Consider the following 23951-nt stretch of genomic DNA (forward strand, 5'->3'; position numbering starts at 1 on the left):
GAACCATCCCAGTGTCAACTGCTCCCACAGCACCGTGTGTTGAGCCGCCCCCGAAACCCACGGAAGGCCACGGTCATGCCGCACTCGCCCGTGTCACCCGCCGGATCCCCGGCCCGCCTGCCCCGCCCCGTCGTCAGCCGCCGCCGTCTCATGGAGGGCGGTGCCGCCGTCCTCGGCGCCCTCGCCCTGTCCGCGTCGCCCGTAGCGGCGCACGCGGCCGGGCGGAGGCCGCAGCCCGCCGCGCCCCCGGAGTGGAACGACTTCGGCGTCTTCCGGCTCGGGACCGAGCCCCCGCACACCACGCTCATGCCGTACAAGGACGTCGAGCAGGCCCTCGCCGCCGACCGCACCCGCTCGCCCCACCGGCTGAGCCTGGACGGCACCTGGAAGTTCGCCTACGCCGACCGCCCCGAGGACCGGGACACCGACTTCCACCGCACCGACACCGACGACGGGGACTGGGACACCATCCCCGTCCCGTCCGTGTGGCAGCTGCACGGCCACGACTTCCCGATCTACCTCAACATCACCTACCCGTACTGGGGTCCCAACGGTCTCGGTGAGGACCCGCAGCCGCCCACCGCCCCGACCCGCTACAACCCGGTCGGCCAGTACCGGCGCACCTTCACCGTCCCCCGCGACTGGACGGGCCGCCGCACCTTCCTCCACTTCGAGGGCGTCAAGTCCGCCCACTACGTGTGGATCAACGGCGAACTGGTCGGCTACGACGAGGACTCCTACACCCCCTCCGAGTACGACATCACCGACCACCTGAAGCCCGGTACCAACCAGATCGCCGTGGAGGTCTACCGCTACGCCGACGGCGACTGGCTGGAGGACCAGGACATGATCCGGCTGAGCGGCATCTTCCGCTCGGTCTACCTCTACTCCACCCCGGCCGTGCACCTGCGCGACTTCAAGCTCGACACCCCGCTGAACGACACGTACACCGCCGCCGAGCTGGCCGTCACCGCGAGCGTGCGGGCGTACGGCGACGGCGCCACCGGCCGCTACACCGTCGAGACCCAGCTCTACGACGCGCGCGGCCACGCAGTCTGGTCCAGGCCCCTCCAGCAGTCCGCCGACCTCGGTACGGCCGGCCCCGGCGAGGACGTCACCGTACGGTCCGCCAAGGCGGTGCCGGAGCCCCGGCTCTGGTCGGCCGAGCAGCCGTACCTGTACACGGCGGTGCTGCGGCTGCGGGACCCGGCGGGCAAGGTGGTCGAGACCCTGTCGCACCGGGTCGGCCTGCGCGAGTTCGCGCTCAAGGACGGGCTGATGCGGATCAACGGCCGGCCCGTCTCGTTCCGCGGCACCAACCGGCACGAGATGCACCCGTCCCGCGGCACGGCACTCACCCGCGAGGACATGGTCGAGGACGCCAAGATCATCAAGCGGATGAACATGAACTCCGTCCGCACCTCGCACTACCCCAACAACCCGTACTGGCTGGAACTGGCCGACGAGTACGGCCTCTACCTCGTCGACGAGACCAACCTGGAGACCCACGGCATCCGCGACGAGTACCCCGGCGACCACGCCGACTGGACCGAGGCGTGCGTGGCCCGCGCCCAGAACATGGTCCACCGCGACAAGAACCACGCCTCGGTCGTCATCTGGTCGCTCGGCAACGAGGCGGGCGGCGGCAGCACCTTCACCGCCATGCACGACTGGATCCGCTCCTACGATCCCACCCGCGTCATCCAGTACGAGGGCGACGACCGCCCCGGCATCAGCGACATCCGCTCGGAGATGTACGACACCCCGCAGCGCGTCGAGCAGCGCGCCCGGGACACCTCCGACACCCGGCCGTACGTCATGATCGAGTACGCCCACTCGATGGGGAACTCCACCGGCAACCTCAAGAAGTACTGGGACGTCGTACGCGCCCACGACGTCCTCCAGGGCGGCTGGATCTGGGACTTCGTCGACCAGTCCCTGTACACCCCGGTCCCCGCCCGCACCCTGCTCACCGAGTCCGGACCGGGCGCCCTGCGCGGCGAGATCCTGGCCACCCGCGGCAGCCTCGACCGGGACGAGGGCCTGTCCGGCATCACAGTCTTCGAGCGCGACGACAGCCTCGACCTCCGGGACTCCCTCACCCTGGAGGCCTGGATCACCCCGCACGTGACCGGCTACCACCAGCCGCTCATCGCCAAGGGCGACACCCAGTACGCGCTCAAGCAGAACGACCGGAAGCTGGAGTTCTTCATCCACTCCGACGGCCAGTGGATCACCGCGAACTGGGACGTGCCCGACGACTGGACCGGCCGGGAGCACCACCTCGCCGGCGTCTTCGACGCGGACGCCGGGACGCTGACCCTCCACGTCGACGGCGTCGTCCGGGCCACCCGCACCACCGACCGCCGCCCCAGCGGCAACACCGCGCCCCTCGCCCTCGCCACCGACGCCGACGCGCAGACCCGCGAGTTCAGCGGCAGGATCCGCCGCGCCCGCGTCTACGCCCGGGCGCTCTCCGCCGGCGAACTCGCCCGGGACGACCGCGGTCCGGAGGACGACGGCGTGCGGTTCTGGTTCGACGCCGCCACGGTGCAGACCGAGCGGAAGCGGCCCCGGGAGAAGACGTTTCTCGCGTACGGCGGCGACTGGGGCGACAACCCCAACGACGGCGCCTTCGTGGCCGACGGCATCGTCACCGCCGACCGCGGACACACCGGCAAGTCCGCCGAGGTCAAGCGCGTCTACCAGGCGATCCACGCCACCCGCCGGTCCGGCGACGGCCTCGGCGCGGTGACCCTCACCAACGAGTACCTCTTCACCGGCCTGCGCGAGTTCGACGGCCGGTGGGAGCTCGTCGCCGACGGCCAGGTGGTGCGGCGCGGAACGCTGACCCGGGACCAGCTCGACGTGGCCCCCGGGGCCGCCAAGGACATCACCGTCCCCGTCCGCCTCCCGGACGACGCGGACGACGGCACCGAGTACTTCCTGGAGCTGTCCTTCACCACCAAGGACTCCACGCCGTGGGCGGAGGCGGGCTTCGAGGTGGCCCGCGAGCAACTCCCCGTCGGCCCCGAAGCCCCCGCGGCGGCCCCCGTACGGCTCGCGAGCGTCCCGGCCCTGCGCCACGACGACCGCGACAAGGACGTGCGGGTCCGCGGCAAGGACTTCTCCGTCACCGTCGACAAGCGCACCGGCACCATCACCTCCTACGAGGCCAAGGGCACCCGGCTCATCACCTCGGGGCCCGCGCCCAACTTCTGGCGGGCGCCCACCGACAACGACAAGGGCAACGGCCAGCACACCCGCAACCAGACCTGGCGCGACGCGGGCGCCCGCCGCGCGGTCACGGACGTGGCCGTGCGGCCGCTCGGTGACCGCGCCGTCGAGATCAAGGTGAGCGGCACGCTGCCCACCACGGTGGAGTCGACGTACAGCACCACCTACACGGTGTTCGGCAACGGCGAGATCAAGGTCGACAACACCCTGCACCCGGGCGCCGCGACCCTGCCCTACATCCCCGAGATCGGCACCCTGCTCTTCCTGCCGGGCCGCCTGGACCGCCTGCACTACTACGGGCGCGGCCCCGAGGAGAACCACTGGGACCGCAACACCGGCACCGACGTCGGCCTCTACTCCGGCACCGTCGCCGAGCAGTGGACCCCCTACATCCGCCCGCAGGAGAACGGCAACAAGACCGACGTCCGCTGGATCGCCCTGACCGACCGCCACGGCGTGGGCCTGCTCGCCTCCGGCGAACCGCTGCTGGAGGCCAACGCCTCGTACTTCACGCCGGAGGACCTGTCGGCGGGCGTCCGGCACGACTACCAGCTGACGCCGCGGGACGAGGTGGTCCTGCGCCTCAACCACCGCCAGATGGGCGTCGGCGGTGACAACAGCTGGGGCGCGCACACGCACGACGAGTTCAAGCTGTTCGCCGACCGCGACTACGCCTACACCTACCGGCTGCGCCCGCTGACGGACGTGAAGAAGGCGACGGCGGCCTCGCGGCGGCCCACGGCCACCGAGTGACCGGGGACGGAGGGGGAGCCCGGGGCAGCCCGGGTTCCCCCTCCGCACGGTGATCCGGGCAGGCCCAGGAAGCGCGAGGTCCATGTCGGATTCTCGCCAGCGTCCGCCCGGCCGGTGGACCATCCTGGACCCATGCAGACGGGAATGCACACCGACACCGAGCGCTGCGTGCGCGCCGTCCGGTCCAAGGACGCGCGGTTCGACGGCTGGTTCTTCACGGCCGTCCTGACCACCCGCATCTACTGCCGGCCCAGCTGCCCGGTGGTGCCGCCCAAGCCCCAGAACATGACCTTCTACCCGAGCGCGGCGGCCTGCCAGCAGGCAGGGTTCCGGGCGTGCAAACGCTGCCGCCCGGACACCAGCCCCGGCTCCCCGGAGTGGAACCAGCGGGCCGACCTCACCGCCCGCACCATGCGCCTGATCGCCGACGGCGTCGTGGACCGCGAGGGCGTGCCCGGCCTCGCCGCGCGCCTCGGCTACAGCACCCGGCAGGTCGAACGCCAGCTCCTCGCCGAACTGGGTGCCGGACCCCTCGCGCTCGCCCGCGCGCAGCGCGCCCAGACGGCCCGGGTGCTGATCGAGACCACCCCGCTGCCCATGGCGGACGTCGCCTTCGCGGCCGGCTTCGCGTCCGTGCGCACCTTCAACGACACCGTCCGCGAGGTCTTTGCGCTCTCCCCGAGCGAACTGCGCACCCGCGCCCCGAGGCACCGCGTCGCCGGCACCACCCCCGGCACCCTCTCCCTCCGCCTCCCCTTCCGCACCCCCCTCAACCCCGACAACCTCTTCGGCCACCTCGCCGCCACCGCCGTACCCGGGGTGGAGGAGTGGCGGGACGGCGCCTACCGCCGCACCCTGCGCCTCCCGTACGGTCACGGCATCGCGGCCCTCACCCCCGGCCCCGACCACATCGGCTGCCGCCTCACCCTCAGCGACCCGCGCGACCTGACCGTCGCCATCAGCCGCTGCCGCCGGCTGCTCGACCTGGACGCGGACCCGACGGCGATCGACGGCCAACTGCGCGCCGACCCGCTGCTCGCGCCGCTCGTCGACAAGGCGCCCGGACGGCGCGTGCCGCGCACGGTGGACGAGGCGGAGTTCGCGGTCCGGGCGGTACTCGGCCAGCAGGTCTCCACCGCAGCCGCCCGCACCCACGCCGCCCGCCTGGTCACGGCGCACGGCGACCCGGTCGACGACCCGGAGGGCGGCCTGACCCATCTCTTCCCGTCCACGGCCGCACTGGCGGCGGTGGACCCGCAGACCCTGGCGATGCCGGGCGCCCGGCGCACGACCTTCACCACCCTGGTCGCCCACCTGGCCGACGGCTCGGTCAACCTGGGCGTCGAGTGCGACTGGTCCGAGACCCGCGCCCGGCTCCTGGCGCTGCCCGGCTTCGGCCCCTGGACCGCCGACGTCATCGCCATGCGCGCCCTCGGCGACCCCGACGCCTTCCTCCCCACCGACCTCGGCATCCGCCGCGCCGCGGGGGAACTGGGCCTGCCCTCCACCCCGGCCGCGCTCACCGCCCGCGCGGCGGCCTGGCGGCCCTGGAGGGCGTACGCCGTCCAGTACCTGTGGGCGACCGACAGCCACCCGATCAACTTCCTGCCCGTGTAAGGACGACCCGTGGGAACAGGACCCGTGAAACAGCACACCGTGAAGCGGCACTCCATGAAGCAGCACACCGTGATCGACAGCCCGTACGGCGCCCTCACCCTCGTCGCCGAGGACGGCGTCCTGTGCGGCCTCTACATGACCGACCAGCGCCACCGCCCGCCGGAGGAGACCTTCGGAACGCCCGACGACGCACCGTTCGCGCAGGCGGAGGAGGAACTGACCGCGTACTTCGACGGCAGACTGACCGACTTCACCCTCGACCTGCGCCTGAACGGAACCCCGTTCCAGCGCACGGTCTGGGAACAGCTCCGCGGCATCCCGTACGGCGAGACCCGCACCTACGGCGAACTCGCCGACGCCCTCGGCAACCCGGCCGCCTCCCGGGCCGTGGGCCTTGCCAACGGCCGCAACCCCATCGGCATCATCGTCCCCTGCCACCGCGTCATCGGCGCGAGCGGCGGCCTCACCGGCTACGGCGGCGGCCTGGAACGCAAGCGTCGACTACTGGACTTCGAACGGGGCACGGCGGGACCGGCGCCGTTGTTCTAGGCGGCTGACCGTCCTGCGCCGGATCTGGAACGGCGAGCCCTGCGGCCAGGACGTCGGTCCCATCGGACCGCGCCCCGCGACGCCCGGCGGGCCCGAGATCCTGTTCGGCGGCTTCGCCCCGGCCGCACTCGACCGGGTCGGCCGCTTCGGCGACGGCTTCCTCGGCGCCGCGCTGCCGCCCGCGCACATGGCGGGCCTGTTCCGCGACGTCGAGGCGGTCCGGCGGACCTACGACCGCCCCGGCCGGCCGCGCCTGGTCGGCCAGGCCAGGTCCGCGCTCGGCCCCCGGAGCACGGTGGACCGGGCCCTCCACAACCTCCGCGACTACTACGCCTTCACCGGCCGCGCCGACCACATGACCAGGGGCCTGCTCACCACCGCGCGGGAGATCCGCGCGGCCGTCGGCGCCTTCCACGACATCGGCGCGGACGGTCGTGCTCTCCTGCTGGGCCTCGGACCCCGACCAGGTCGACAGCCTCGCCGACCCCCTGTTCTGACGCGTCGCGCCCGGCGTCCCGACCCGCCGGGCGCTCAGCCCAGCCCGCGCAGCAGCTCGGGCAGGGCCGTGCCGATCGGTTCCCGGACCACCTCGTCGGCCATGTCGTCGTACGGCGTCGGTTCCGCGTTGACGATGATCAGCCGGGCGCCGTGGTCGGCGGCCACGCCGGCCAGCCCGGCGGCGGGCTGCACCTGGAGGCTGGTGCCGACGGCGACGAACACCTGGCAGGCCTTGCTGATGGCGAGCGCCTCACCCATCACCACCGGGTCGAGGCGCTCGCCGAACATCACGGTCGCCGACTTCAGGATCCCGCCGCACTCCAGGCACGGCGGGTCGTCCTCACCGGCGTCGACCCGGGCGAGCGCGTCGGTCATCGGTCCGCGGACCCGGCAGCCGGTGCACACGTAGCTCAGCGCGGTGCCGTGCAGTTCGAGGACCTTGCGGGCGGAGAGCCCGGCGAGCTGGTGCAGGCCGTCCACGTTCTGCGTGATCACGCGGACCGGGACCCCCGAACGCTCCAGCTCGGCCACCGCCCGGTGCGCCGCGTTCGGCTCGGCCCCCAGCGTCCGGTTCGCCCGCCGCATCAGCCAGGAGCGGCGGCGGATCTCCGGATCGCCCATGTAGTACTCGTACGTGACGAGCTTCTCGGCCTCCGGGTCGCGCCGCCACAGCCCGTTGGGGCCGCGGTAGTCCGGGATGCCGGAGTCGGTCGAGACGCCGGCCCCGCTGAGGATGGCGACGAGCGGCTTGCTGGTCATGCGGTCGAGGGTAGGGCGGCCGCGGTCCGCCCGGCGAACGGTTATCGGCCGACCCGGGCGCCGTTCTCCAGCTCCGCCGGGCCCGTCCCGTCCGTCAGTACGTCCAGCGCGGCCAGGACCCGGCCGTGCAGTGTCCCGAGCAGGTGGGCGCCCAGCTCGCCGCGCGGCACCATCCGCCACGACAGCAGTTCCTCCTCCTGGAGCCTGATCGCCTTCAGGTCGTCCTCGGAGAGCACCCCGCCGTCGTACAGGTACGCCACGATCGGCGGGCGGCCCGTCCCGCCCACCCAGTCCACCGCGAGCAGCCGGCCCAGGCGGACGTCGAGACCGATCTCCTCCAGGGTCTCCCGCCAGGCGCCCTGCCGCGGGGTCTCCCCGTCGTCGGACTCGATGGTCCCGCCGGGCAGCGCCCATCCCTCGCGGTAGTTCGGCTCGACGAGCAGCACCCGCCCCTCGGCGTCCCGGAAGAGCGCGGCGGCACCGGCGAGGACACGGGGGAGACCGGCGATGTAGGTGGCGTAGTCAGCAGTGGTCATCCCGAAAGCGTAGCGAGAGCCGGGCCCGCCCCCGGTGCGGTCGTTCCAGGGTGCGGGCAGGGCATGACGACGCGGGTGTCCTCCGGTTATGGTCGCAGCGGCGCGACTGCCTTGACGTGCGCAAGGCTCGGAGAGCAAGGGGAGATCAAGGTGGCTGACGCTGCTGTGGACGGGGCCCGTCGGGTCCTCGTCGCCGCGGACAAGTTCAAGGGGTCGCTGACGGCCGTGGAGGTCGCCGAGCGGGTGACGGCCGGGCTGCGCCGTGTCGTGCCGGACGTCCGGGTCGAGGCGCTGCCCGTGGCCGACGGTGGCGACGGCACCGTGGCCGCGGCGGTCGCGGCCGGGTTCGAGCGCCGTGAGGTGCGGGTCGCCGGGCCCCTCGGTGACGAGGTGACGGCGGCGTTCGCGCTGCGCGAGGACACCGCGGTCGTGGAGATGGCCGAGGCCAGTGGCTTGCAGCGGCTGCCCGAGGGCGTCCTCGCGCCGCTGACCGCCTCGACGTACGGCTCGGGCGAGCTGCTGCGGGCCGCACTGGACGCGGGGGCCCGGACGATCGTGTTCGGGGTCGGCGGCAGTGCCACCACGGACGGCGGTGCCGGGATGCTCGCCGCGCTGGGCGCGCGGTTCCTGGACGCGGACGGCGAGCCGGTCGCGCCGGGCGGGGGCGGTCTCGCCGCGCTGGCCTCGGCCGACCTGTCGGGCCTCGACCCGCGCCTCTCTGACGTCGAGCTGGTGCTCGCGAGCGACGTCGACAATCCGCTGACCGGCCCGAAGGGTGCCCCGGCGGTCTACGGCCCGCAGAAGGGCGCCTCGCCGGAGGACGTGGCGGCCCTGGACGCCGCCCTCGCGCACTTCGCGGAGGTGCTGGCTCAGGCGGAGGGCGTGGGCGCGCGGGCCGCCGAGTACGCGGCGTCGCCGGGGGCCGGTGCGGCGGGCGGCATCGGATACGGTGCGCTGCTGCTGGGGGCGCGGTTCCGGCCCGGCATCGAGGTGATGCTGGACGTGCTGGGCTTCGCGCCGGCGCTGGAGCGGGCCGACCTCGTGATCACGGGCGAGGGCTCGCTGGACGAGCAGACCCTGCACGGCAAGGCCCCGGCGGGCGTCGCGGCGGCGGCGCGGGCCGCGGGCAAGGAGGTCGTCGCGGTGTGCGGGCGGCTGGCGCTGCCGGCGGATGCGCTGGGGCGGGCCGGAATTCGCCGGGCGTACCCGCTGACGGCCGTGGAGCCGGACGTGGAGAAGTGCATCGCCGAGGCGGGGCCGATCCTGGAGCGGGTCGCCGAGGGCATCGCCAGGGACTTCCTGAGCTGATCTCGCCCCCGCCGCTCCTCAGACGCCGGACGGGCCGGGTGGGCCGTCGCGGTCCCGTTCGTCCCACCGAGTCGGGTGGCCGGTGGGCATAGGCCCGGGGTCTGGGGGCGGAGCCTCCAGCAGGTTCGGCACCGCCGCCGGGCCCGGCAAAAGCGAGGGCCCCGGACCAACCCGGTCCGGGGCCCACCACGCGTCAGCGCGTCGCTACGGCTGAGCCGCCCGCGCCTCCCGCCGGTTGTCACGGAAGTTGTTCACCCGCCGAGCCGTCGCGAACAGCGGGATCACCGCCCCCATCACCAGCTGCAACGCGCACCCCGTCTGGAGCAGCAGCTGCCCGCTCGGCGCGTCGAAGGCCCACGCGGCCAGCAGACCCATGGAGAGCACGATCCACGAGAGCATGGCCACCGCGAGGCGTCCCCGCGGCTTCGGGTACTCGACCCGGCTCACCATCAGCCACGCCGTGCCGATGATCGCCAGCAGCGTCGCCACGAACGGCAGCTCCAGCAGGACGATCGACACGACCGTCAGCGCCCCGAACGGGGACGGCATGCCCTGGAAGGTGCCGTCCTTGACGGTGACGCAGGAGAACCGCGCAAGCCGCAGCACCACCGCCAGCAGCACCACGATCGCCCCCACCGCCGCCACTCGCTGGTAGGCGTCGTCCGCGACCATGCCGTAGACGAGGACGAAGTACGCCGGCGCCAGCCCGAAGCTGATCAGGTCGGAGAGGTTGTCCAGCTCCGCGCCCATGGGCGACGACCGCAGCTTGCGGGCCACGAGGCCGTCGCACAGGTCGAAGATCGCCGCGCACAGCATCAGGATGACCGCGGTGGCCGCGCTGTGCCGGGCCATGCCCGACTCGTCGCTGCCCATGAGGTGCGGGATGAGGATCCCGGTGGTGGTGAAGTACACCGCCATGAACCCGCACGTGGCGTTGCCGAGGGTGAGGGTGTCCGCTATCGACAGACGGAGCGAGAGAGGCATCTCCTCCTCTTCGTCCATCTCGTCGGCCTCGGGCACCCATCCGGCCTGCGTCTGTGGATCAATCACGGTCAATTCGAGTCACCCCAGCCACCGTCTTCTGACCCACTTCGACATCGACCTCCACACCCTCGGGCAGGTACAGGTCGACGCGCGAGCCGAAGCGGATCAGACCGACCCGGTCGCCCTGCTCGACCTTGGTGCCCTGCGGCACGTAGGGGACGATGCGGCGGGCCACCGCGCCGGCGATCTGGATCATCTCGATGTCGCCCAGCTCGGTGTCGAAGTGCCACACGACGCGCTCGTTGTTCTCGCTCTCCTTGTTGAAAGCGGGAACGAAGCCGCCCGGCACGTGCTCGACCGACGTGACCGTGCCCGACAGCGGGGCGCGGTTGACGTGGACGTTGAGCGGGCTCATGAAGATCGCGACGCGGGTACGGCCGTCCTTCCACGGCATGATGCTCTGCACCACACCGTCGGCGGGCGAGATGACCCGGCCCTGGGTGATCTCGCGCTCGGGGTCGCGGAAGAACCACAGCATCCCGGCCGCGAGCGCGGTGGCGGGGACGGCGACGGCCTTGGCCGCGCCGGAACGGCGGGCGCGCAGGAGGCTGACGGCTGCGGTGGCGACGGTCGGCAGAAGCCACGGCGATGCTCCGCGCGCGAGGCGTACGCCGGCGAGGCTGTCGCGAGGTGCAGAGGTTTGGCTGTGGGGCATGGATGACCTTCGTAGCGGATGATGCCGCACACTGACGGGGGACGGCGGCTTTCCGGCGATCGTAGCGGCTCTCAGCCGCAACTGGGTAAGCCAGGAAGCCGAGTCGGCGGCCGAACACTGCCTACGGGGTGTGACCTTGTTCTCCAAGAAAACACCCCGTATCCGGACATCTAACCCTGGAATCGATACTCTTCGAGCAGTCGGCGACCGATGATCATTTTCTGGATCTCGGCGGTGCCTTCACCGATCAGGAGCATCGGAGCCTCGCGGTAGAGGCGCTCGATCTCGTACTCCTTGGAGAAGCCGTACCCGCCGTGGATCCGGAAGGCGTCCTCCACGACCTCTTTGCAGTACTCGGATGCGAGGTACTTGGCCATACCCGCTTCCAGGTCGTTTCGTTCGCCCGAGTCCTTTTTGCGTGCAGCGTTCACCATCATCGCATGCGCCGCCTCCACCTTGGTAGCCATCTCCGCGAGCTTGAACTGAATGGCCTGGTGCTGGGCGATCTGCTTGCCGAAAGTGTGACGCTGCTGGGCGTACCGGACGCCGAGTTCGAAGGCACGCTGAGCGACGCCGCAGCCACGCGCCGCCACGTTGACGCGGCCGACCTCGACGCCGTCCATCATTTGGTAAAAACCTCGCCCGGTGACGCCGCCGAGCACCCGATCGGCCGGAATGCGCAGGCCGTCCATGATGAGCTCGGTGGTGTCGACGCCCTTGTAGCCCATCTTGTCGATCTTGCCGGGGATGGTCAGGCCGGGGCGGACCTCACCGAATCCGGGCTCCTTCTCCACCAGGAAGGTCGTCATCGACTTGTGGGCGGCGGTCCCCTCGGGGTGACCCTCGTCACTTTTTACGAGAACGGCCACCAGCGACGACGTACCGCCGTTCGTGAGCCACATCTTCTGGCCGTTCAGGACGTACTCCTCGCCGTCCCGCACCGCCTTCGAGGAGATGGCAGACACGTCGGAACCCAGCGCCGGCTCGGACATCGAGAAGGCGCCGCGGATGTCGCCCGCCGCCATCCGGGGCAGGAAGTGGTCCTTCTGCTCCTGGGTGCCGTGCTGCTTGAGCATGTACGCCACGATGAAGTGCGTGTTGATGATGCCGGACACCGACATCCAGCCCCGGGCGATCTCCTCCACGCACAGCGCGTAGGTGAGGAGTGACTCGCCCAGGCCCCCGTACTCCTCCGGAATCATCAGCCCGAACAGGCCGAGTTCCTTGAGCCCGTCGACGATGTCCTGCGGGTACTCGTCCCGGTGCTCCAGCTCCGTCGCGACCGGGATGATCTCCTTGTCCACGAAGTCCCGGACGGTGGAGAGGATCTCCGTCTGGACGTCCGTCAGGCCGTGGGTCTGGGCGAGGCGGCTCATCTACTTCCCCTGTTCCTTCAATTCGGGGCGGCCCGGCTGCTCGCCGCCGCGCTCCTTGATGTACGTCTCGGTCGGCACCATCACCTTGCGGCGGAACACGCACACGAGCGTGCCGTCCTGCTTGTAGCCCTTGGTCTCGACGTGGACGATGCCCCGGTCGTTCTTCGACTTGGACGGCCACTTGTCGAGCACGGTCGTCTCGCCGTAGATCGTGTCGCCGTGGAAGGTCGGCGCCACGTGCCTCAGCGACTCGATCTCCAGGTTGGCGATCGCCTTGCCGGAGACGTCCGGGACGGACATGCCGAGCAGGAGCGAGTAGATGTAGTTGCCCACCACCACGTTCTTGCCGAAGTCCGTCGTCTTCTCGGCGTAGTTCGTGTCCATGTGCAGGGGGTGGTGGTTCATGGTGAGGAGACAGAACAGGTGGTCGTCGTACTCCGTGACCGTCTTGCCCGGCCAGTGCTTGTACACCGCCCCGACCTCGAACTCCTCGTAGGTCCGTCCGAACTGCATGGCGGTCACGCCTCCGGGATCTCGAACTTGCTGGTGCGCTTCATGCCGGCGGCCCTTCCCTTGCCGGAGACGACCAGGGCCATCTTGCGGCTGGCCTCGTCGATCATCTCGTCGCCGAGCATCGCGGAGCCCTTCTTGCCGCCCGCCTCGGACGTGTAGTAGTCGTACGCGTCCAGGATCAGCTCGGCGTGGTCGTAGTCCTCCTGGGAGGGCGAGAAGATCTCGTTGGACGCCTCGACCTGGCCCGGGTGCAGCACCCACTTGCCGTCGAAGCCGAGGGCGGCGGCGCGCTGCGCGACCTCGCGGTAGCCGTCGACGTTGCGGATCTGGAGGTAGGGGCCGTCGATCGCCTGGAGGTTGTTGGCGCGGGCGGCCATCAGGATCTTCATCAGGATGTAGTGGTAGGCGTCCGCCGGGTAGCCGGGGGGCTGCTCGCCCACCACGAGCGACTTCATGTTGATGGACGCCATGAAGTCGGCCGGGCCGAAGATGATGGTCTCGACGCGCGGGGAGGCCTGCGCGATCTCGTTGACGTTGTTCAGGCCCCGCGCGTTCTCGATCTGCGCCTCGATGCCGATGCGGCCGACCTCGAAGCCCATCGTCTTCTCGATCTGCGTGAGCAGCAGGTCGAGGGCCACCACCTGCTGGGCGTCCTGCACCTTCGGCAGCATGATGCAGTCCAGGTTCGGGCCCGCGCCCTCCACCACCGTCACGACGTCGCGGTACGTCCACTCGGTCGTCCAGTCGTTGACGCGCACGACGCGGGTCTTGCCGGTCCAGTCGCCCTCGTTGAGGAACTTGACGATGGTGTGCCGCGCCTCCGGCTTGGCGAGCGGCGCGCAGGCGTCCTCCAGGTCGAGGAAGACCTGGTCGGCGGGGAGACCCTGGGCCTTCTCCAGGAAGCGGGGGTTGCTTCCGGGCACCGCCAGACAGGAACGGCGGGGGCGAAGGCGGTTGACAGTCGTCATGCGGGGACCTCCAGGGGATCGAGCTTGTTCGCGTACCGGATCTCGTCGACGATCCGGCCGATGATTCCGGTGATGTCGAAGTCCTTCGGGGTGAAGACCGCGGCCACTCCGGCGGCCCGCAGCGCTTCGGCATCTCCGTTGGGGATGATGCCACCGGCGATCACCGGTATATCCGTGGCACCGGCCACACGGAGGCGGTCCAGCACGTCCGGGACGAGCTGGGCGTGCGACCCGGAGAGGATGGACAGGCCCACCGCGTGCACGTCCTCGGCCAGGGCGGCGTCCACGATCTGCTCCGGGGTCAGCCTGATGCCCTGGTAGACCACTTCGAACCCGGCGTCGCGGGCCCGCACCGCGATCTGCTCGGCGCCGTTGGAGTGGCCGTCGAGGCCGGGCTTGCCGACCAGGAAGCGGAGCTTGCCCACCCCGAGGTCCTTGGCCGTCAGTTCCACCTTGCGGCGCACCCCGGCCAGCGCCGACCCCTCCTCGGCGGCGACGGCGACCGGCGCCGAGGAGACCCCGGTCGGTGCCCGGAACTCGCCGAAGACCTCGCGCAGCGCTCCGGCCCACTCGCCGGTCGTGACGCCGGCGCGGGCGCACTCCAGGGTGGCCTCCATGAGGTTGTCGGTGCCCTTGGCGGCCTCCTTCAGCTTCTCCAGCGCCTTGCAGGGGCGCGGGTGGTTGAAGGGCGGCTGGTAGCGGGTGTCCCGCCAGTTCAGGAGCGAGGCGGTGACCCGTGCCTCGACCGCCGGGTCGACGGTCTGGATCGCGGTGTCCAGGTCGGCGGTGAGCGGGTTCGGCTCGGTGCCCTCGAAGGCGTTGACACCGATGATCTTCTCCTCGCCCGACTCGATCCGGGCCCGGCGCTCGGCGTGCGAGGAGACCAGCTGGGACTTGAGGTAGCCGGACTCGACGGCGGCCATGGCGCCGCCCATCTCCTCGATGCGCTCCATCTCGGCGAGCGACTCCTCGACCAGCTCCTCCACCTTCGCCTCGACCACCGTCGAGCCCTCGAAGAGGTCGCCGTACTCCAGCAGGTCGCTCTCGTACGCCAGCACCTGCTGGATGCGGAGCGACCACTGCTGGTCCCACGGCCGGGGCAGGCCCAGCGCCTCGTTCCAGGCCGGCAGCTGCACGGCACGCGCGCGTGCGTCCTTGGAGAGGGTGACCGCCAGCATCTCCAGGACGATCCGCTGGACGTTGTTCTCCGGCTGGGCCTCCGTCAGACCCAGGGAGTTGACCTGGACGCCGTAGCGGAAGCGTCGGTGCTTGGGGTTCTCGATGCCGTACCGCTCGCGGGTGACGCGGTCCCAGATGCGGCCGAAGGCGCGCATCTTGCACATCTCCTCGACGAAGCGGACGCCCGCGTTCACGAAGAAGGAGATGCGGCCGACGACGTCCCCCATGCGCTCCTGCGGCACCTGGCCGCTGTCGCGCACCGCGTCCAGGACGGCGATCGCGGTGGACATCGCGTACGCGATCTCCTGCACCGGCGTGGCGCCGGCCTCCTGCAGGTGGTAGCTGCAGATGTTGATCGGGTTCCACTTGGGGATGTGGGAGACCGTGTAGGCGATCATGTCCGTCGTCAGGCGGAGCGAGGGCCCCGGCGGGAAGACGTGCGTGCCCCGGGAGAGGTACTCCTTGACGATGTCGTTCTGGGTGGTGCCCTGGAGCTTGGTGATGTCCACCCCCTGCTCCTCGGCGACGACCTGGTAGAGCGCCAGCAGCCACATGGCCGTGGCGTTGATGGTCATCGAGGTGTTCATCTGGTCCAGGGGTATGTCCTGGAACAGCCGGCGCATGTCACCGAGGTGCGCCACCGGCACGCCGACCCGGCCCACCTCGCCGCGGGCGAGGATGTGGTCGGAGTCGTAGCCGGTCTGGGTCGGCAGGTCGAACGCGACCGACAGACCCGTCTGGCCCTTGGCGAGGTTGCGCCGGTACAGCTCGTTGGACGCCTCGGCCGTGGAGTGACCGGCGTAGGTGCGCATCAGCCACGGCCGGTCCTTCTGACGATCGGTCATGCGGCGCTCCTCAGATGTTCCGGAAGCGGTTGATGGCGTCGACGTGCCGGGCGCGCATCTCCTCGTCGCGCACGCCCAGGCCCTCCTCGGGGGCGAGGCACAGCACGCCGACCTTGCCCTGGTGGGCGTTGCGGTGGACGTCGTGGGCGGCCTGGCCGGTCTCCTCCAGGGCGTACACCTTGGAGAGGGTCGGGTGGATCTTGCCCTTGGCGATGAGGCGGTTGGCCTCCCAGGCCTCGCGGTAGTTGGCGAAGTGGGAGCCGATGATGCGCTTCAGGGACATCCACAGGTAGCGGTTGTCGTACTCGTGCATGTAGCCCGAGGTCGAGGCGCAGGTGGTGATGGTGCCGCCCTTGCGGGTGACGAAGACGCTCGCGCCGAACGTCTCGCGGCCGGGGTGCTCGAAGACGATGTCGATGTCCTCGCCGCCGGTGAACTCGCGGATGCGCTTGCCGAAGCGCTTCCACTCCTTGGGGTCCTGGGTGCGCTCGTCCTTCCAGAACTTGTAGCCCTCGGCGTTGCGGTCGATGATCGCCTCGGCGCCCATCGAGCGGCAGATGTCCGCCTTCTGCTCGCTGGAGACGACACAGACCGGGTTGGCGCCGCCGGCCAGCGCGAACTGGGTGGCGTACGAGCCGAGGCCGCCGCTGGCACCCCAGATGAGCACGTTGTCGCCCTGCTTCATGCCGGCGCCGTTGCGGGAGACCAGCTGCCGGTAGGCGGTGGAGTTGACCAGGCCCGGCGCCGCGGCCTCCTCCCAGCTCAGGTGGCCCGGCTTGGGCATCAGCTGGTTGGACTTGACCAGCGCGATCTCCGCGAGGCCGCCGAAGTTGGTCTCGAAGCCCCAGATGCGCTGCTCGGGGTCGAGCATCGTGTCGTTGTGGCCGTCGGAGGACTCCAGCTCGACGGAGAGGCAGTGCGCGACGACCTCGTCGCCGGGGTGCCAGGAGTTGACGCCCGGGCCGGTGCGCAGCACGACGCCCGCGAGGTCGGAGCCGATGATGTGGTACGGCAGGTCGTGGCGCTTGGCCAGGTCGCTGGTGCGGCCGTAGCGCTCCAGGAAGCCGAAGGTGGACAGCGGCTCGAAGATCGAGGTCCACACCGAGTTGTAGTTGACCGAGGAGGCCATGACGGCCACCAGGGCCTCACCCGGGCCCAGCTCCGGCAGCGGCACCTCGTCGAGGTGGATCGACTTGCGCGGGTCCTTGTCGCGGGTTTCGAGGCCCGCGAACATCTCGGTCTCGTCCTTGTGCACGGTGATCGCGCGGTACGACTCGGGGAGCGGCAGGGCGGCGAAGTCGTCCGGCGTGGAGTCGGCCGACTGGATCGCGGCCAGGATGTCCTTCATGGTCACGGTGTTGCCTCCGGCGTCGAGCGCCCTGAGGGAGGGGCGCTGAGGGTTACGTCGGTGCTGCTGAGGGTCGGGTGAGGGGTGCCGTCGGTTCGGCGGGTGTGGTGCTTCGGCGGCGCTTTGTGGCGCGGAGGGTGCCTGTGACGCAGGCGCCGGGCACGCGGGCGATGGCTCGCGGGGACAGCCCGGACACCTTCAACGTATGGCACCGCGTGTCACCCCGCAAGGCACTCGGTGCCAGAACTTGCTCTCAGATGAAATCTTTACGCGACAGATGAGCGATGATCGATCCAACGGGGGTCGCGGGAGACTCGAAAAGGGACGTTGACATGCAAAAACGGCCACCCGAAGGGTGGCCGTCGTCACAGGGGGAAGAGTGGGCTCAGTGCTCCTTGAGGGCCTGTTCGATGGTCCGCATGACCTCGTGCAGCGGCGCGTCGGTCCGCGCCACCGTCACCAGCACGTCGCCGTGCACCGAGGCCGAGGCGCCCTCCGGACGCCCGGTGGAGGCCGTACCGCGCCCCGCGCCGATGCCCGTCCCGAACGTCTTGCGCACGATCGCGAAGGCGTGGTCGAGCTGCGCCTCGACGTCGCCCTGCCCGCCCGCCCGCAACCAGCGCCGGAGCACGTGGTTGTGCGCGGTGACCACGGCGGACGCGGCCACCTCCGCCAGCAGCGGGTCGTCGTTGGCGTCGTCGTCGTGCGCGTGCTCGTCGAAGTGCCCGAGCAGATAGCGGGTGAACAGACGCTCGTAGCGGGCCACCGACGCGATCTCCGCCTCACGCAAAGTGGGCACCTCGCGCGTCAGCTTGTAGCGGGCGACCGAGATCTCCGGCCGCGCCGCGTACATCTTCATGACCTCCTTGATGCCGCGGCACACCGTGTCGAGCGGATGCTCGTGCGCCGGCGCCGCGTTGAGGACCGCCTCGGCGCGCACCAGGGTGTCGTCGTGGTCCGGGAAGATCGCCTCTTCCTTGGAGCGGAAGTGGCGGAAGAAGGTGCGGCGGGCGACCCCGGCCTGGGCCGCGATCTCGTCGACGGTGGTCGCCTCGTACCCCTTGGCCGCGAACAGTTCCATGGCCGCCGCCGCCAGTTCCCGGCGCATTTTGAGCCTCTGGGCGGCGGCGCGGCTGCCGGCCGCGCTCTCCGGCGCGTCGGGCGTGGCTGGTGTGCGTGTGGACTTGGCGGGCTGGGGCATGACCCGAACGTACTGCATGTGTGCGCAATCATGCGCGTGACCGGGGATCTCCCCGCCCGCGGGGGGCGGGGGAGACCCGGCCGGATCGAGCAGTCCGCCCCAGTCCTCCGGTGACCGGAACCAGTCGCCCGGACGCTCAGCGGCGGGCATGTTCGCGGAAGCCGCGGCCCGTCTTGCGGCCGAGGCAGCCCGCGGCCACCAAGTGCTCCAGCAACGGCGCCGGGGCCAGGCCCGGATCGCGGAACTCGCGGTGCAGGACCTTCTCGATGGCCAGCGAGACGTCCAGCCCGACCACGTCCAGCAGCTCGAAGGGCCCCATCGGGTAGCCGCCGCCCAGCTTCATCGCGGCGTCGATGTCGTCGAGCGTCGCGTAGTGCTCCTGCACCATCTTGACCGCGTTGTTCAGGTACGGGAACAGCAGCGCGTTCACGATGAATCCGGCCCGGTCGCCGCAGTCCACGGCGTGCTTGCGGATCTTCGCGCAGACCTCGCGGACGGTGGCGTGCGTGTCGTCCGCCGTGAGCACCGTGCGGACCACCTCGACCAGCTTCATGGCCGGCGCCGGGTTGAAGAAGTGCATGCCGATCACGTCCTGCGGGCGCGAGGTGGCGCGGGCGCAGGCGACGACGGGCAGCGAGGAGGTGGTGGTGGCCAGCACCGCGCCGGGCTTGCAGACCTTGTCCAGCGTGGCGAACAGCTGCCGCTTCACCTCCAGGTCCTCGGCGACCGCCTCCACGGCCAGGTCGACGTCGGCGAAGTCGTCGTAGGACCCCGTCGGGGTGATCCGCTCCAGCGTCCGTGCGGCGTCCTCGGCGCTCATCCGCCCCTTGTCGACCGAGCGGGCCAGCGACTTGCCGACCCGGGCCTTCGCGGTCTGCGCCTTCTCCGCGCTGCGGGCGGCGAGCACGACCTCGTACCCGGCCTTCGCGAACACCTCCGCGATGCCGGACGCCATCGTGCCCGACCCGGCGACGCCCACCGCGCGCACCGGGCGGCCGGCGACGGGGGTGACGTCCGCGCGCGGGGTCAGGGCGTCCGGCACCACGACGGCGCTGCCGGGCGCCTCGTAGGTGTAGAAGCCGCGCCCCGACTTGCGGCCCGTCAGGCCCGCCTCGCTGAGCTGCCTCAGGATCGGGGCGGGCGCGTGCAGGCGGTCGTGGGAGGCGGCGTACATGGCCTCCAGAACCGTGCGCGCGGTGTCCACGCCGACCAGGTCCAGCAGAGCCAGCGGCCCCATCGGCAGACCGCAGCCGAGACGCATCGCGGCGTCGATGTCCTCCCGCGAGGCGTAGTTCGCCTCGTACATGGCCGCGGCCTGGTTGAGGTAGCCGAACAGCAGGCCGTCGGCGACGAACCCGGGCCGGTCGCCGACCGCCACGGGCTCCTTGCCGAGGTCCAGGGCGAGGTCGGTGACCGCCGCGACGGCGGCCGGCGCGGTCAGCACCGAGGAGACGACCTCGACCAGCTTCATCGCCGGGGCCGGGTTGAAGAAGTGCAGGCCGAGCACCCGCTCCGGACGGGAGGACTCGGCGGCCAGCCGCGTCACCGACAGGGCGTTGGTGCCGGTCGCCAGGATCGTCTCCGGACGCACGATCCCGTCCAGTTCCCTGAAGACCTGCTGCTTGACCTCGTACGACTCCGGGACCACCTCGATCACCAGGTCGGCGTCGGCCGCCGCGCGCAGGTCGGTGGTGGTGCGGACGCGGGCGAGGGCGCCGGCGCGCTCCTGCTCGGTGAGGCGTCCGCGCTCGACGGCACGGGCGGTGGACGACTCCAGCGCGGCGAGTGCCTTGGCGGCCTGCGCCTCGCTGACGTCGACGCCGACGACGGCGCGGCCGGCCCGGGCCAGGACCTCGGTGATGCCGGTGCCCATGGTGCCGAGGCCGATGACGGCGATGGTCCGGAGCGGGGACAGAGGGGTGTTGGACAGGGGAGTGGCCATCGCGGGACTCCAGGAATGAGGGTGACGACGGAACACGCCCGGACGCGCCGAGGGGAGCGCCGGATGCGTGAAAGAGGAAGGAGTGCGGAGTGCGGGTGTTGCCGGGCTGGGATCGCACACGCCCGGTGCCGTCGCGGAGGCGTGCACACGCCCGCCCGGCGGCTCTCTCCGACCGGCCCTGTCCCGGGGCCGAATCGTCCTGCGGTACCCGTGGTACCGAACCGACTGTTCTCCCGGTGGCCGCGTCACCAGACCACCGTGAGGAGTTGCTGCGAGTGGGTAACCCGCTCGTCTGAGATTAACTCGCGAGTAACGAGCGCGCCAGCCCCCTGTGTTCGTGATGTACGTCCCACACGCGGGGCGCCCCCCCTAACCTCGGAGTCATGGACGAAGAGTTGCGAGTGCTCACGGAGCGCTTACGGGCCGAGGCGGCGACGTCGGGGGTGCCGGACGCCCCGACGGCCCACGACCGGCTCGTGGCCACCGGAGACCACGACGAGCTGGCCGCGGTGCTCACCGAGCCCGGACAGCCGCTCTGGGCGCGGGAACTGGCCGCCTTCCGGCTCGGGACGGCGGGCGACCGGCGGGCCTTCGAGTCCCTCGTGCTGCTGCTCAACCACCGGGACCCGCCGCGCTGCGCCGCCGCCGCCCATGCCCTGGCCCGCCTCGGCGACCCCCGCACCGCCCGCGCGGCCGCCGCCCTCGCCACCAACGAGCTGCGGGTCGCCTACGCCCTGCACCCGGTGCGGCTGCTGGTCGAGCTGCGGGCACCCGAGGCCGTGCCCGCCCTGATCACCACGCTGCGACGCCGGCTGCGCCCGCACGACCCCCACCGGCGGGTCGCGCTCGCCTGCGTCGAGGGCCTGGGCGTCCTCGGCGACGACCGGGCCGGCCCCGTGCTGAACGACGCCCTCGCCCACCCGGCGCTGGCCCAGGCGGCGGTGCGGGCGCTGGCGCGCATCCCGGGGCAGCGGTGAGCGCTCAGCCGGCCAGGTCGGCGGCGTACCGCACCTCGGGCACCTCGACTCCTTCCACCCGGAAGGGTTCCTCGGCGCCGTCGGCGCCGAAGCCCGCCCGTTCGTAGAAGCGCCGGGCGCGGGCGTTGTCCTTGAGCACCCACAGGAGCATCCGCGGGTGCCCGGCCGCCGCGCACCGGCGCACCGACTCCCGGATCAGGGCCTGCCCGATGCCCGCGCCGAGCCGCTCCGGGTCGACGTAGATCGCATACAACTCGGCGTCCCCGGTCGGCCGTTCACCGTCCCGGTAGGGGCCGTGGCAGGCCCAGCCCACGACTTCGCCGCGGTCGTCCTCGGCGACCAGGTTCACCACGCCGGCCGGGGCGCCGGCGAACAGGACGCGGCGCCGCTCGGCGTCCCCCGCGGCGTCCATGCCGTCCAGGTACACCTGCGGGACCAGGCCCCGGTAGGCGGTCTGCCAGCCCCGGACGCGGATCAGGGCCACCCGGTCGCAGTCGGCGACCGTCATCTCCCGCACCAGCGGCCCGCTCACGGGGCCACGACCGCGAACGCCTCGATCTCCATCAGGAACTCCGGCCGGACCAGCGCGGCCACCTGCACCGCCGAGGCGGCCGGCAGCCGGTCGCCGGGTATGTGCGCGGCGCGCGCGGCGCGGATCGCGTCCATGTGGGCCATGTCCGTGACGAAGTAGGTCAGTTTCACCACGTCGTCGAATCCGGCGCCGGCCGCCGACAGGCACCGGCGCAGGTTCTCGAAGACCTGGCGGGCCTGGGCCGCGGGGTCGCCCACGCCGACCGGCCTGCCGTCCTCGTCCAGGGCGAGCTGACCCGAGACGGCCACGAACCGCCCGGTGCCGAGGACGACATGGGTGTACTGGGCGGCGGGCGCGACGCCGTCGGGGGCGTGGATCCTGGTCAGCTCACTCATGCGCCCATCGTGGACCACGGCACTGACAACGCCCCCGGCGGGCCGTCGTCCGCGGGCCGTCGTCCGCGGGCGCGGACGGCTAGTGGCGGAAGCCGAGCAGCCTGTGCAGCGTCAAGCCGCGGGCGGACGTCGAAGCCGCCTTGGACTCCAGCGGCTCGGGCCGGGGCAGCGCCGCGCAGACGGCGTCCGGCTCACCCGCGCGCGCCTCACCCGCGCCGCGCGGCACGGTGCCGTCGGTCAGATACGCGGCCAGGCGCTCGTCCAGGCAGGAGTTGCCGCTCAGCGTGATGCCGTGGTTGCCGCCGCCCTCCTCGACGACGAGGGCGGAGCCGCGCAGCAGGCGGTGCGCGGTGACCGCGCCCTCGTACGGGGTGGCCGCGTCACCGGTCGCCTGGAACAGCAGCGCGGGCGGCAGGTCGCTGTTGGCGACGTCCACCGGTCGCCGCGCGCTCGTGGGCCAGGACGCGCACGGCGCGTTGTACCAGACGTTGTTCCAGACCATGAACGGCGCCTTCTCGTACAGGCCCCAGTTGTCCCCGCGCCACTCGTCCCAGTCGCGCGGCCAGGCCGCGTCGCGGCACTGCACCGCGGTGTAGACGCTGTAGCCGTTCTCGCCCGAGGCGTCCAGGGCCCCGAAGTTCTCGTACACCTCGACGAGCGGGTCCGTGTCCCCGGACTTCACGTAGGCGGCGAAGGCCTCCGCCAGGTAGGGCCAGTAGCCGTTGTAGTAGCCACCGGGGATGAAGGTGTCCTCCAGCTCCGACGCGCCGACCCGCCCGCCCGCGGGCTTTTTCGCCAGCGCCGTCCGCATGGCGTACCACCGCTGCTCGATCCGCTCCGGGTCGGTGCCCATCCCGTACGCGGTGTCGTGCTCGGCGATCCACGCCAGGAACGCCCGGTGGCGGTCGTTGAAGGCGAGGTCCTGGTTGAGGTTCGCGTCGTACCAGACGTCGTCCGGGCCGACGACGGAGTCCAGGACCAGGCGCCGCACGCGCGCGGGGAAGAGCTTGGCGTAGACGGCGCCCAGATAGGTGCCGTAGGAGTAGCCGAAGTAGTTGACCCGCTCCGCGCCGAGCGCCGCGCGGATCGCGTCGACGTCCCGGGCGGCACTGACGGTGTCGATGTACGGCAGTACGTCCGCGTACTTGTCGCCGCACGCCTCGGCGAACGCCTCCGCGCGGGCGAGGTTGGCCCGCTCGACGTCGGGCGTGTCGGGCAGCGAGTCGGGGCGCACGGGGTCGAAGTGGCCCGGCCGGCAGTTCAGGGCGGGGCTGCTCTTCCCCACTCCGCGCGGGTCGAAGCCGATGACGTCGTACTGCGCGGCCACCTTCTGCGGCAGCGAGGACGCCACGAACCCGGCGAGCGTCAGCCCGCTGCCGCCCGGGCCGCCGGGGTTGACCAGCAGGGGGCCCTGGTACGTCGCGGCGGTGTGCGGGACGCGGGACAGCGCGAGCGTGATCTGCCTCCCGCGCGGGCGCGCGTGGTCGAGCGGCACCTCGAGGGACGCGCACTGGAGCGTCGGGTAGTCCTCCGTGGCGCACTTCTTCCACCCGAGCTTCGCGGCGGACGCGGCGGCCGGGGTCCCGGCGGAGCGCGGCGCGTTCGCCTCGGCGGGGACGGCCGTGACACTTCCGGCGGCGATGACTGCGGCGCCGCACAGCACGGCTGCGCGTTGTCTCATGGCGTCCTCCGGAGACGGCGGGGCTGCGGTCCGCGCGA

The 23951-nt window shown here is 71.6% G+C and carries 19 protein-coding genes; 5 read left to right on the forward strand and 14 right to left on the reverse strand.

The window, feature by feature from the left end:
• Nucleotides 1-75 precede the first annotated feature (75 nt).
• The 3 genes from OIE75_RS34120 (at nt 76) to OIE75_RS34130 (ending at nt 6156) form a co-directional block, all read left to right on the forward strand.
• Nucleotides 76-3990 (forward strand): glycoside hydrolase family 2 TIM barrel-domain containing protein, encoded by a 3915-nt coding sequence (locus OIE75_RS34120; RefSeq protein ID WP_329473249.1) that lies wholly within the window; start codon nt 76-78, stop codon nt 3988-3990.
• A gap of 132 nt (nt 3991-4122) precedes the next feature.
• The gene (locus tag OIE75_RS34125; protein WP_329473250.1) at nt 4123-5607 is read left to right on the forward strand and encodes an AlkA N-terminal domain-containing protein; all 1485 of its coding nucleotides are present in this window, start codon (nt 4123-4125) and stop codon (nt 5605-5607) included.
• Between the two features lie 54 nt (nt 5608-5661).
• Complete coding sequence (locus tag OIE75_RS34130) at nt 5662-6156, forward strand: methylated-DNA--[protein]-cysteine S-methyltransferase (protein ID WP_329474117.1); 495 nt, start codon at nt 5662-5664, stop codon at nt 6154-6156.
• 531 nt (nt 6157-6687) lie between these two features.
• Here OIE75_RS34130 and OIE75_RS34140 read toward each other — a convergent pair.
• Nucleotides 6688-7413 (reverse strand): SIR2 family NAD-dependent protein deacylase, encoded by a 726-nt coding sequence (locus tag OIE75_RS34140; RefSeq protein ID WP_307016027.1) that lies wholly within the window; start codon nt 7411-7413, stop codon nt 6688-6690.
• 41 nt (nt 7414-7454) lie between these two features.
• Complete coding sequence (locus OIE75_RS34145; RefSeq protein WP_307016028.1) at nt 7455-7949, reverse strand: NUDIX domain-containing protein; 495 nt, start codon at nt 7947-7949, stop codon at nt 7455-7457.
• A gap of 165 nt (nt 7950-8114) precedes the next feature.
• Between OIE75_RS34145 and OIE75_RS34150 the strand changes: the two genes are divergently transcribed.
• Nucleotides 8115-9257, forward strand: coding sequence for a glycerate kinase (locus OIE75_RS34150; RefSeq protein WP_329474118.1), 1143 nt, complete (start codon nt 8115-8117; stop codon nt 9255-9257).
• Nucleotides 9258-9461: 204 nt separating this feature from the next.
• On the opposite strand, the gene pssA is transcribed toward OIE75_RS34150, so the two are convergent.
• The 9 genes from pssA to OIE75_RS34195 all read right to left on the reverse strand — a co-directional run bounded on the left by pssA (nt 9462) and on the right by OIE75_RS34195 (nt 20328).
• Entirely contained in the window at nt 9462-10277 is an 816-nt protein-coding gene (pssA, locus tag OIE75_RS34155; RefSeq protein ID WP_122618910.1) for a CDP-diacylglycerol--serine O-phosphatidyltransferase, read from the reverse strand.
• A 22-nt stretch (nt 10278-10299) separates the two neighbouring features.
• Complete coding sequence (locus OIE75_RS34160) at nt 10300-10956, reverse strand: phosphatidylserine decarboxylase (RefSeq protein ID WP_161330558.1); 657 nt, start codon at nt 10954-10956, stop codon at nt 10300-10302.
• Between the two features lie 170 nt (nt 10957-11126).
• Nucleotides 11127-12332 (reverse strand): acyl-CoA dehydrogenase family protein, encoded by a 1206-nt coding sequence (locus OIE75_RS34165; protein WP_307016029.1) that lies wholly within the window; start codon nt 12330-12332, stop codon nt 11127-11129.
• Nucleotides 12333-12845 (reverse strand): MaoC family dehydratase, encoded by a 513-nt coding sequence (locus OIE75_RS34170; RefSeq protein ID WP_307018199.1) that lies wholly within the window; start codon nt 12843-12845, stop codon nt 12333-12335.
• A 5-nt stretch (nt 12846-12850) separates the two neighbouring features.
• Nucleotides 12851-13813 (reverse strand): HpcH/HpaI aldolase/citrate lyase family protein, encoded by a 963-nt coding sequence (locus OIE75_RS34175; protein ID WP_329473251.1) that lies wholly within the window; start codon nt 13811-13813, stop codon nt 12851-12853.
• A complete protein-coding gene (locus OIE75_RS34180; RefSeq protein WP_329473252.1) occupies nt 13810-15837 on the reverse strand; it encodes a protein meaA in 2028 nt (675 codons plus the stop codon). The genes OIE75_RS34175 and OIE75_RS34180 overlap by 4 nt, the downstream gene beginning before the upstream one ends.
• A gap of 10 nt (nt 15838-15847) precedes the next feature.
• The gene (gene ccrA, locus OIE75_RS34185) at nt 15848-17185 is read right to left on the reverse strand and encodes a crotonyl-CoA carboxylase/reductase (RefSeq protein ID WP_307016031.1); all 1338 of its coding nucleotides are present in this window, start codon (nt 17183-17185) and stop codon (nt 15848-15850) included.
• Nucleotides 17186-17570: 385 nt separating this feature from the next.
• The gene (locus tag OIE75_RS34190) at nt 17571-18386 is read right to left on the reverse strand and encodes a TetR family transcriptional regulator (RefSeq protein ID WP_329473253.1); all 816 of its coding nucleotides are present in this window, start codon (nt 18384-18386) and stop codon (nt 17571-17573) included.
• A 136-nt stretch (nt 18387-18522) separates the two neighbouring features.
• Nucleotides 18523-20328 (reverse strand): 3-hydroxyacyl-CoA dehydrogenase family protein, encoded by a 1806-nt coding sequence (locus OIE75_RS34195; protein ID WP_307016033.1) that lies wholly within the window; start codon nt 20326-20328, stop codon nt 18523-18525.
• A gap of 383 nt (nt 20329-20711) precedes the next feature.
• On the opposite strand from OIE75_RS34195, the gene OIE75_RS34200 reads away from it, so the two are divergent.
• Nucleotides 20712-21305 carry an adenylosuccinate lyase gene (locus tag OIE75_RS34200; protein WP_307016034.1) on the forward strand — a complete coding sequence of 198 codons (594 nt, stop codon included), beginning with the start codon at nt 20712-20714 and terminating at the stop codon, nt 21303-21305.
• A gap of 4 nt (nt 21306-21309) precedes the next feature.
• Here OIE75_RS34200 and OIE75_RS34205 read toward each other — a convergent pair whose 3' ends face one another.
• From OIE75_RS34205 to OIE75_RS34215, 3 genes are all read right to left on the reverse strand, one after another.
• Complete coding sequence (locus OIE75_RS34205) at nt 21310-21813, reverse strand: GNAT family N-acetyltransferase (protein WP_329474119.1); 504 nt, start codon at nt 21811-21813, stop codon at nt 21310-21312.
• Between the two features lie 20 nt (nt 21814-21833).
• Complete coding sequence (locus OIE75_RS34210; protein WP_307016035.1) at nt 21834-22232, reverse strand: RidA family protein; 399 nt, start codon at nt 22230-22232, stop codon at nt 21834-21836.
• A 79-nt stretch (nt 22233-22311) separates the two neighbouring features.
• The gene (locus OIE75_RS34215) at nt 22312-23913 is read right to left on the reverse strand and encodes an alpha/beta hydrolase (protein ID WP_329473254.1); all 1602 of its coding nucleotides are present in this window, start codon (nt 23911-23913) and stop codon (nt 22312-22314) included.
• Nucleotides 23914-23951: the final 38 nt, after the last annotated feature.

Source organism: Streptomyces sp. NBC_01723 (genome assembly GCF_036246005.1).
In the GTDB taxonomy this organism is placed as follows: domain Bacteria; phylum Actinomycetota; class Actinomycetes; order Streptomycetales; family Streptomycetaceae; genus Streptomyces.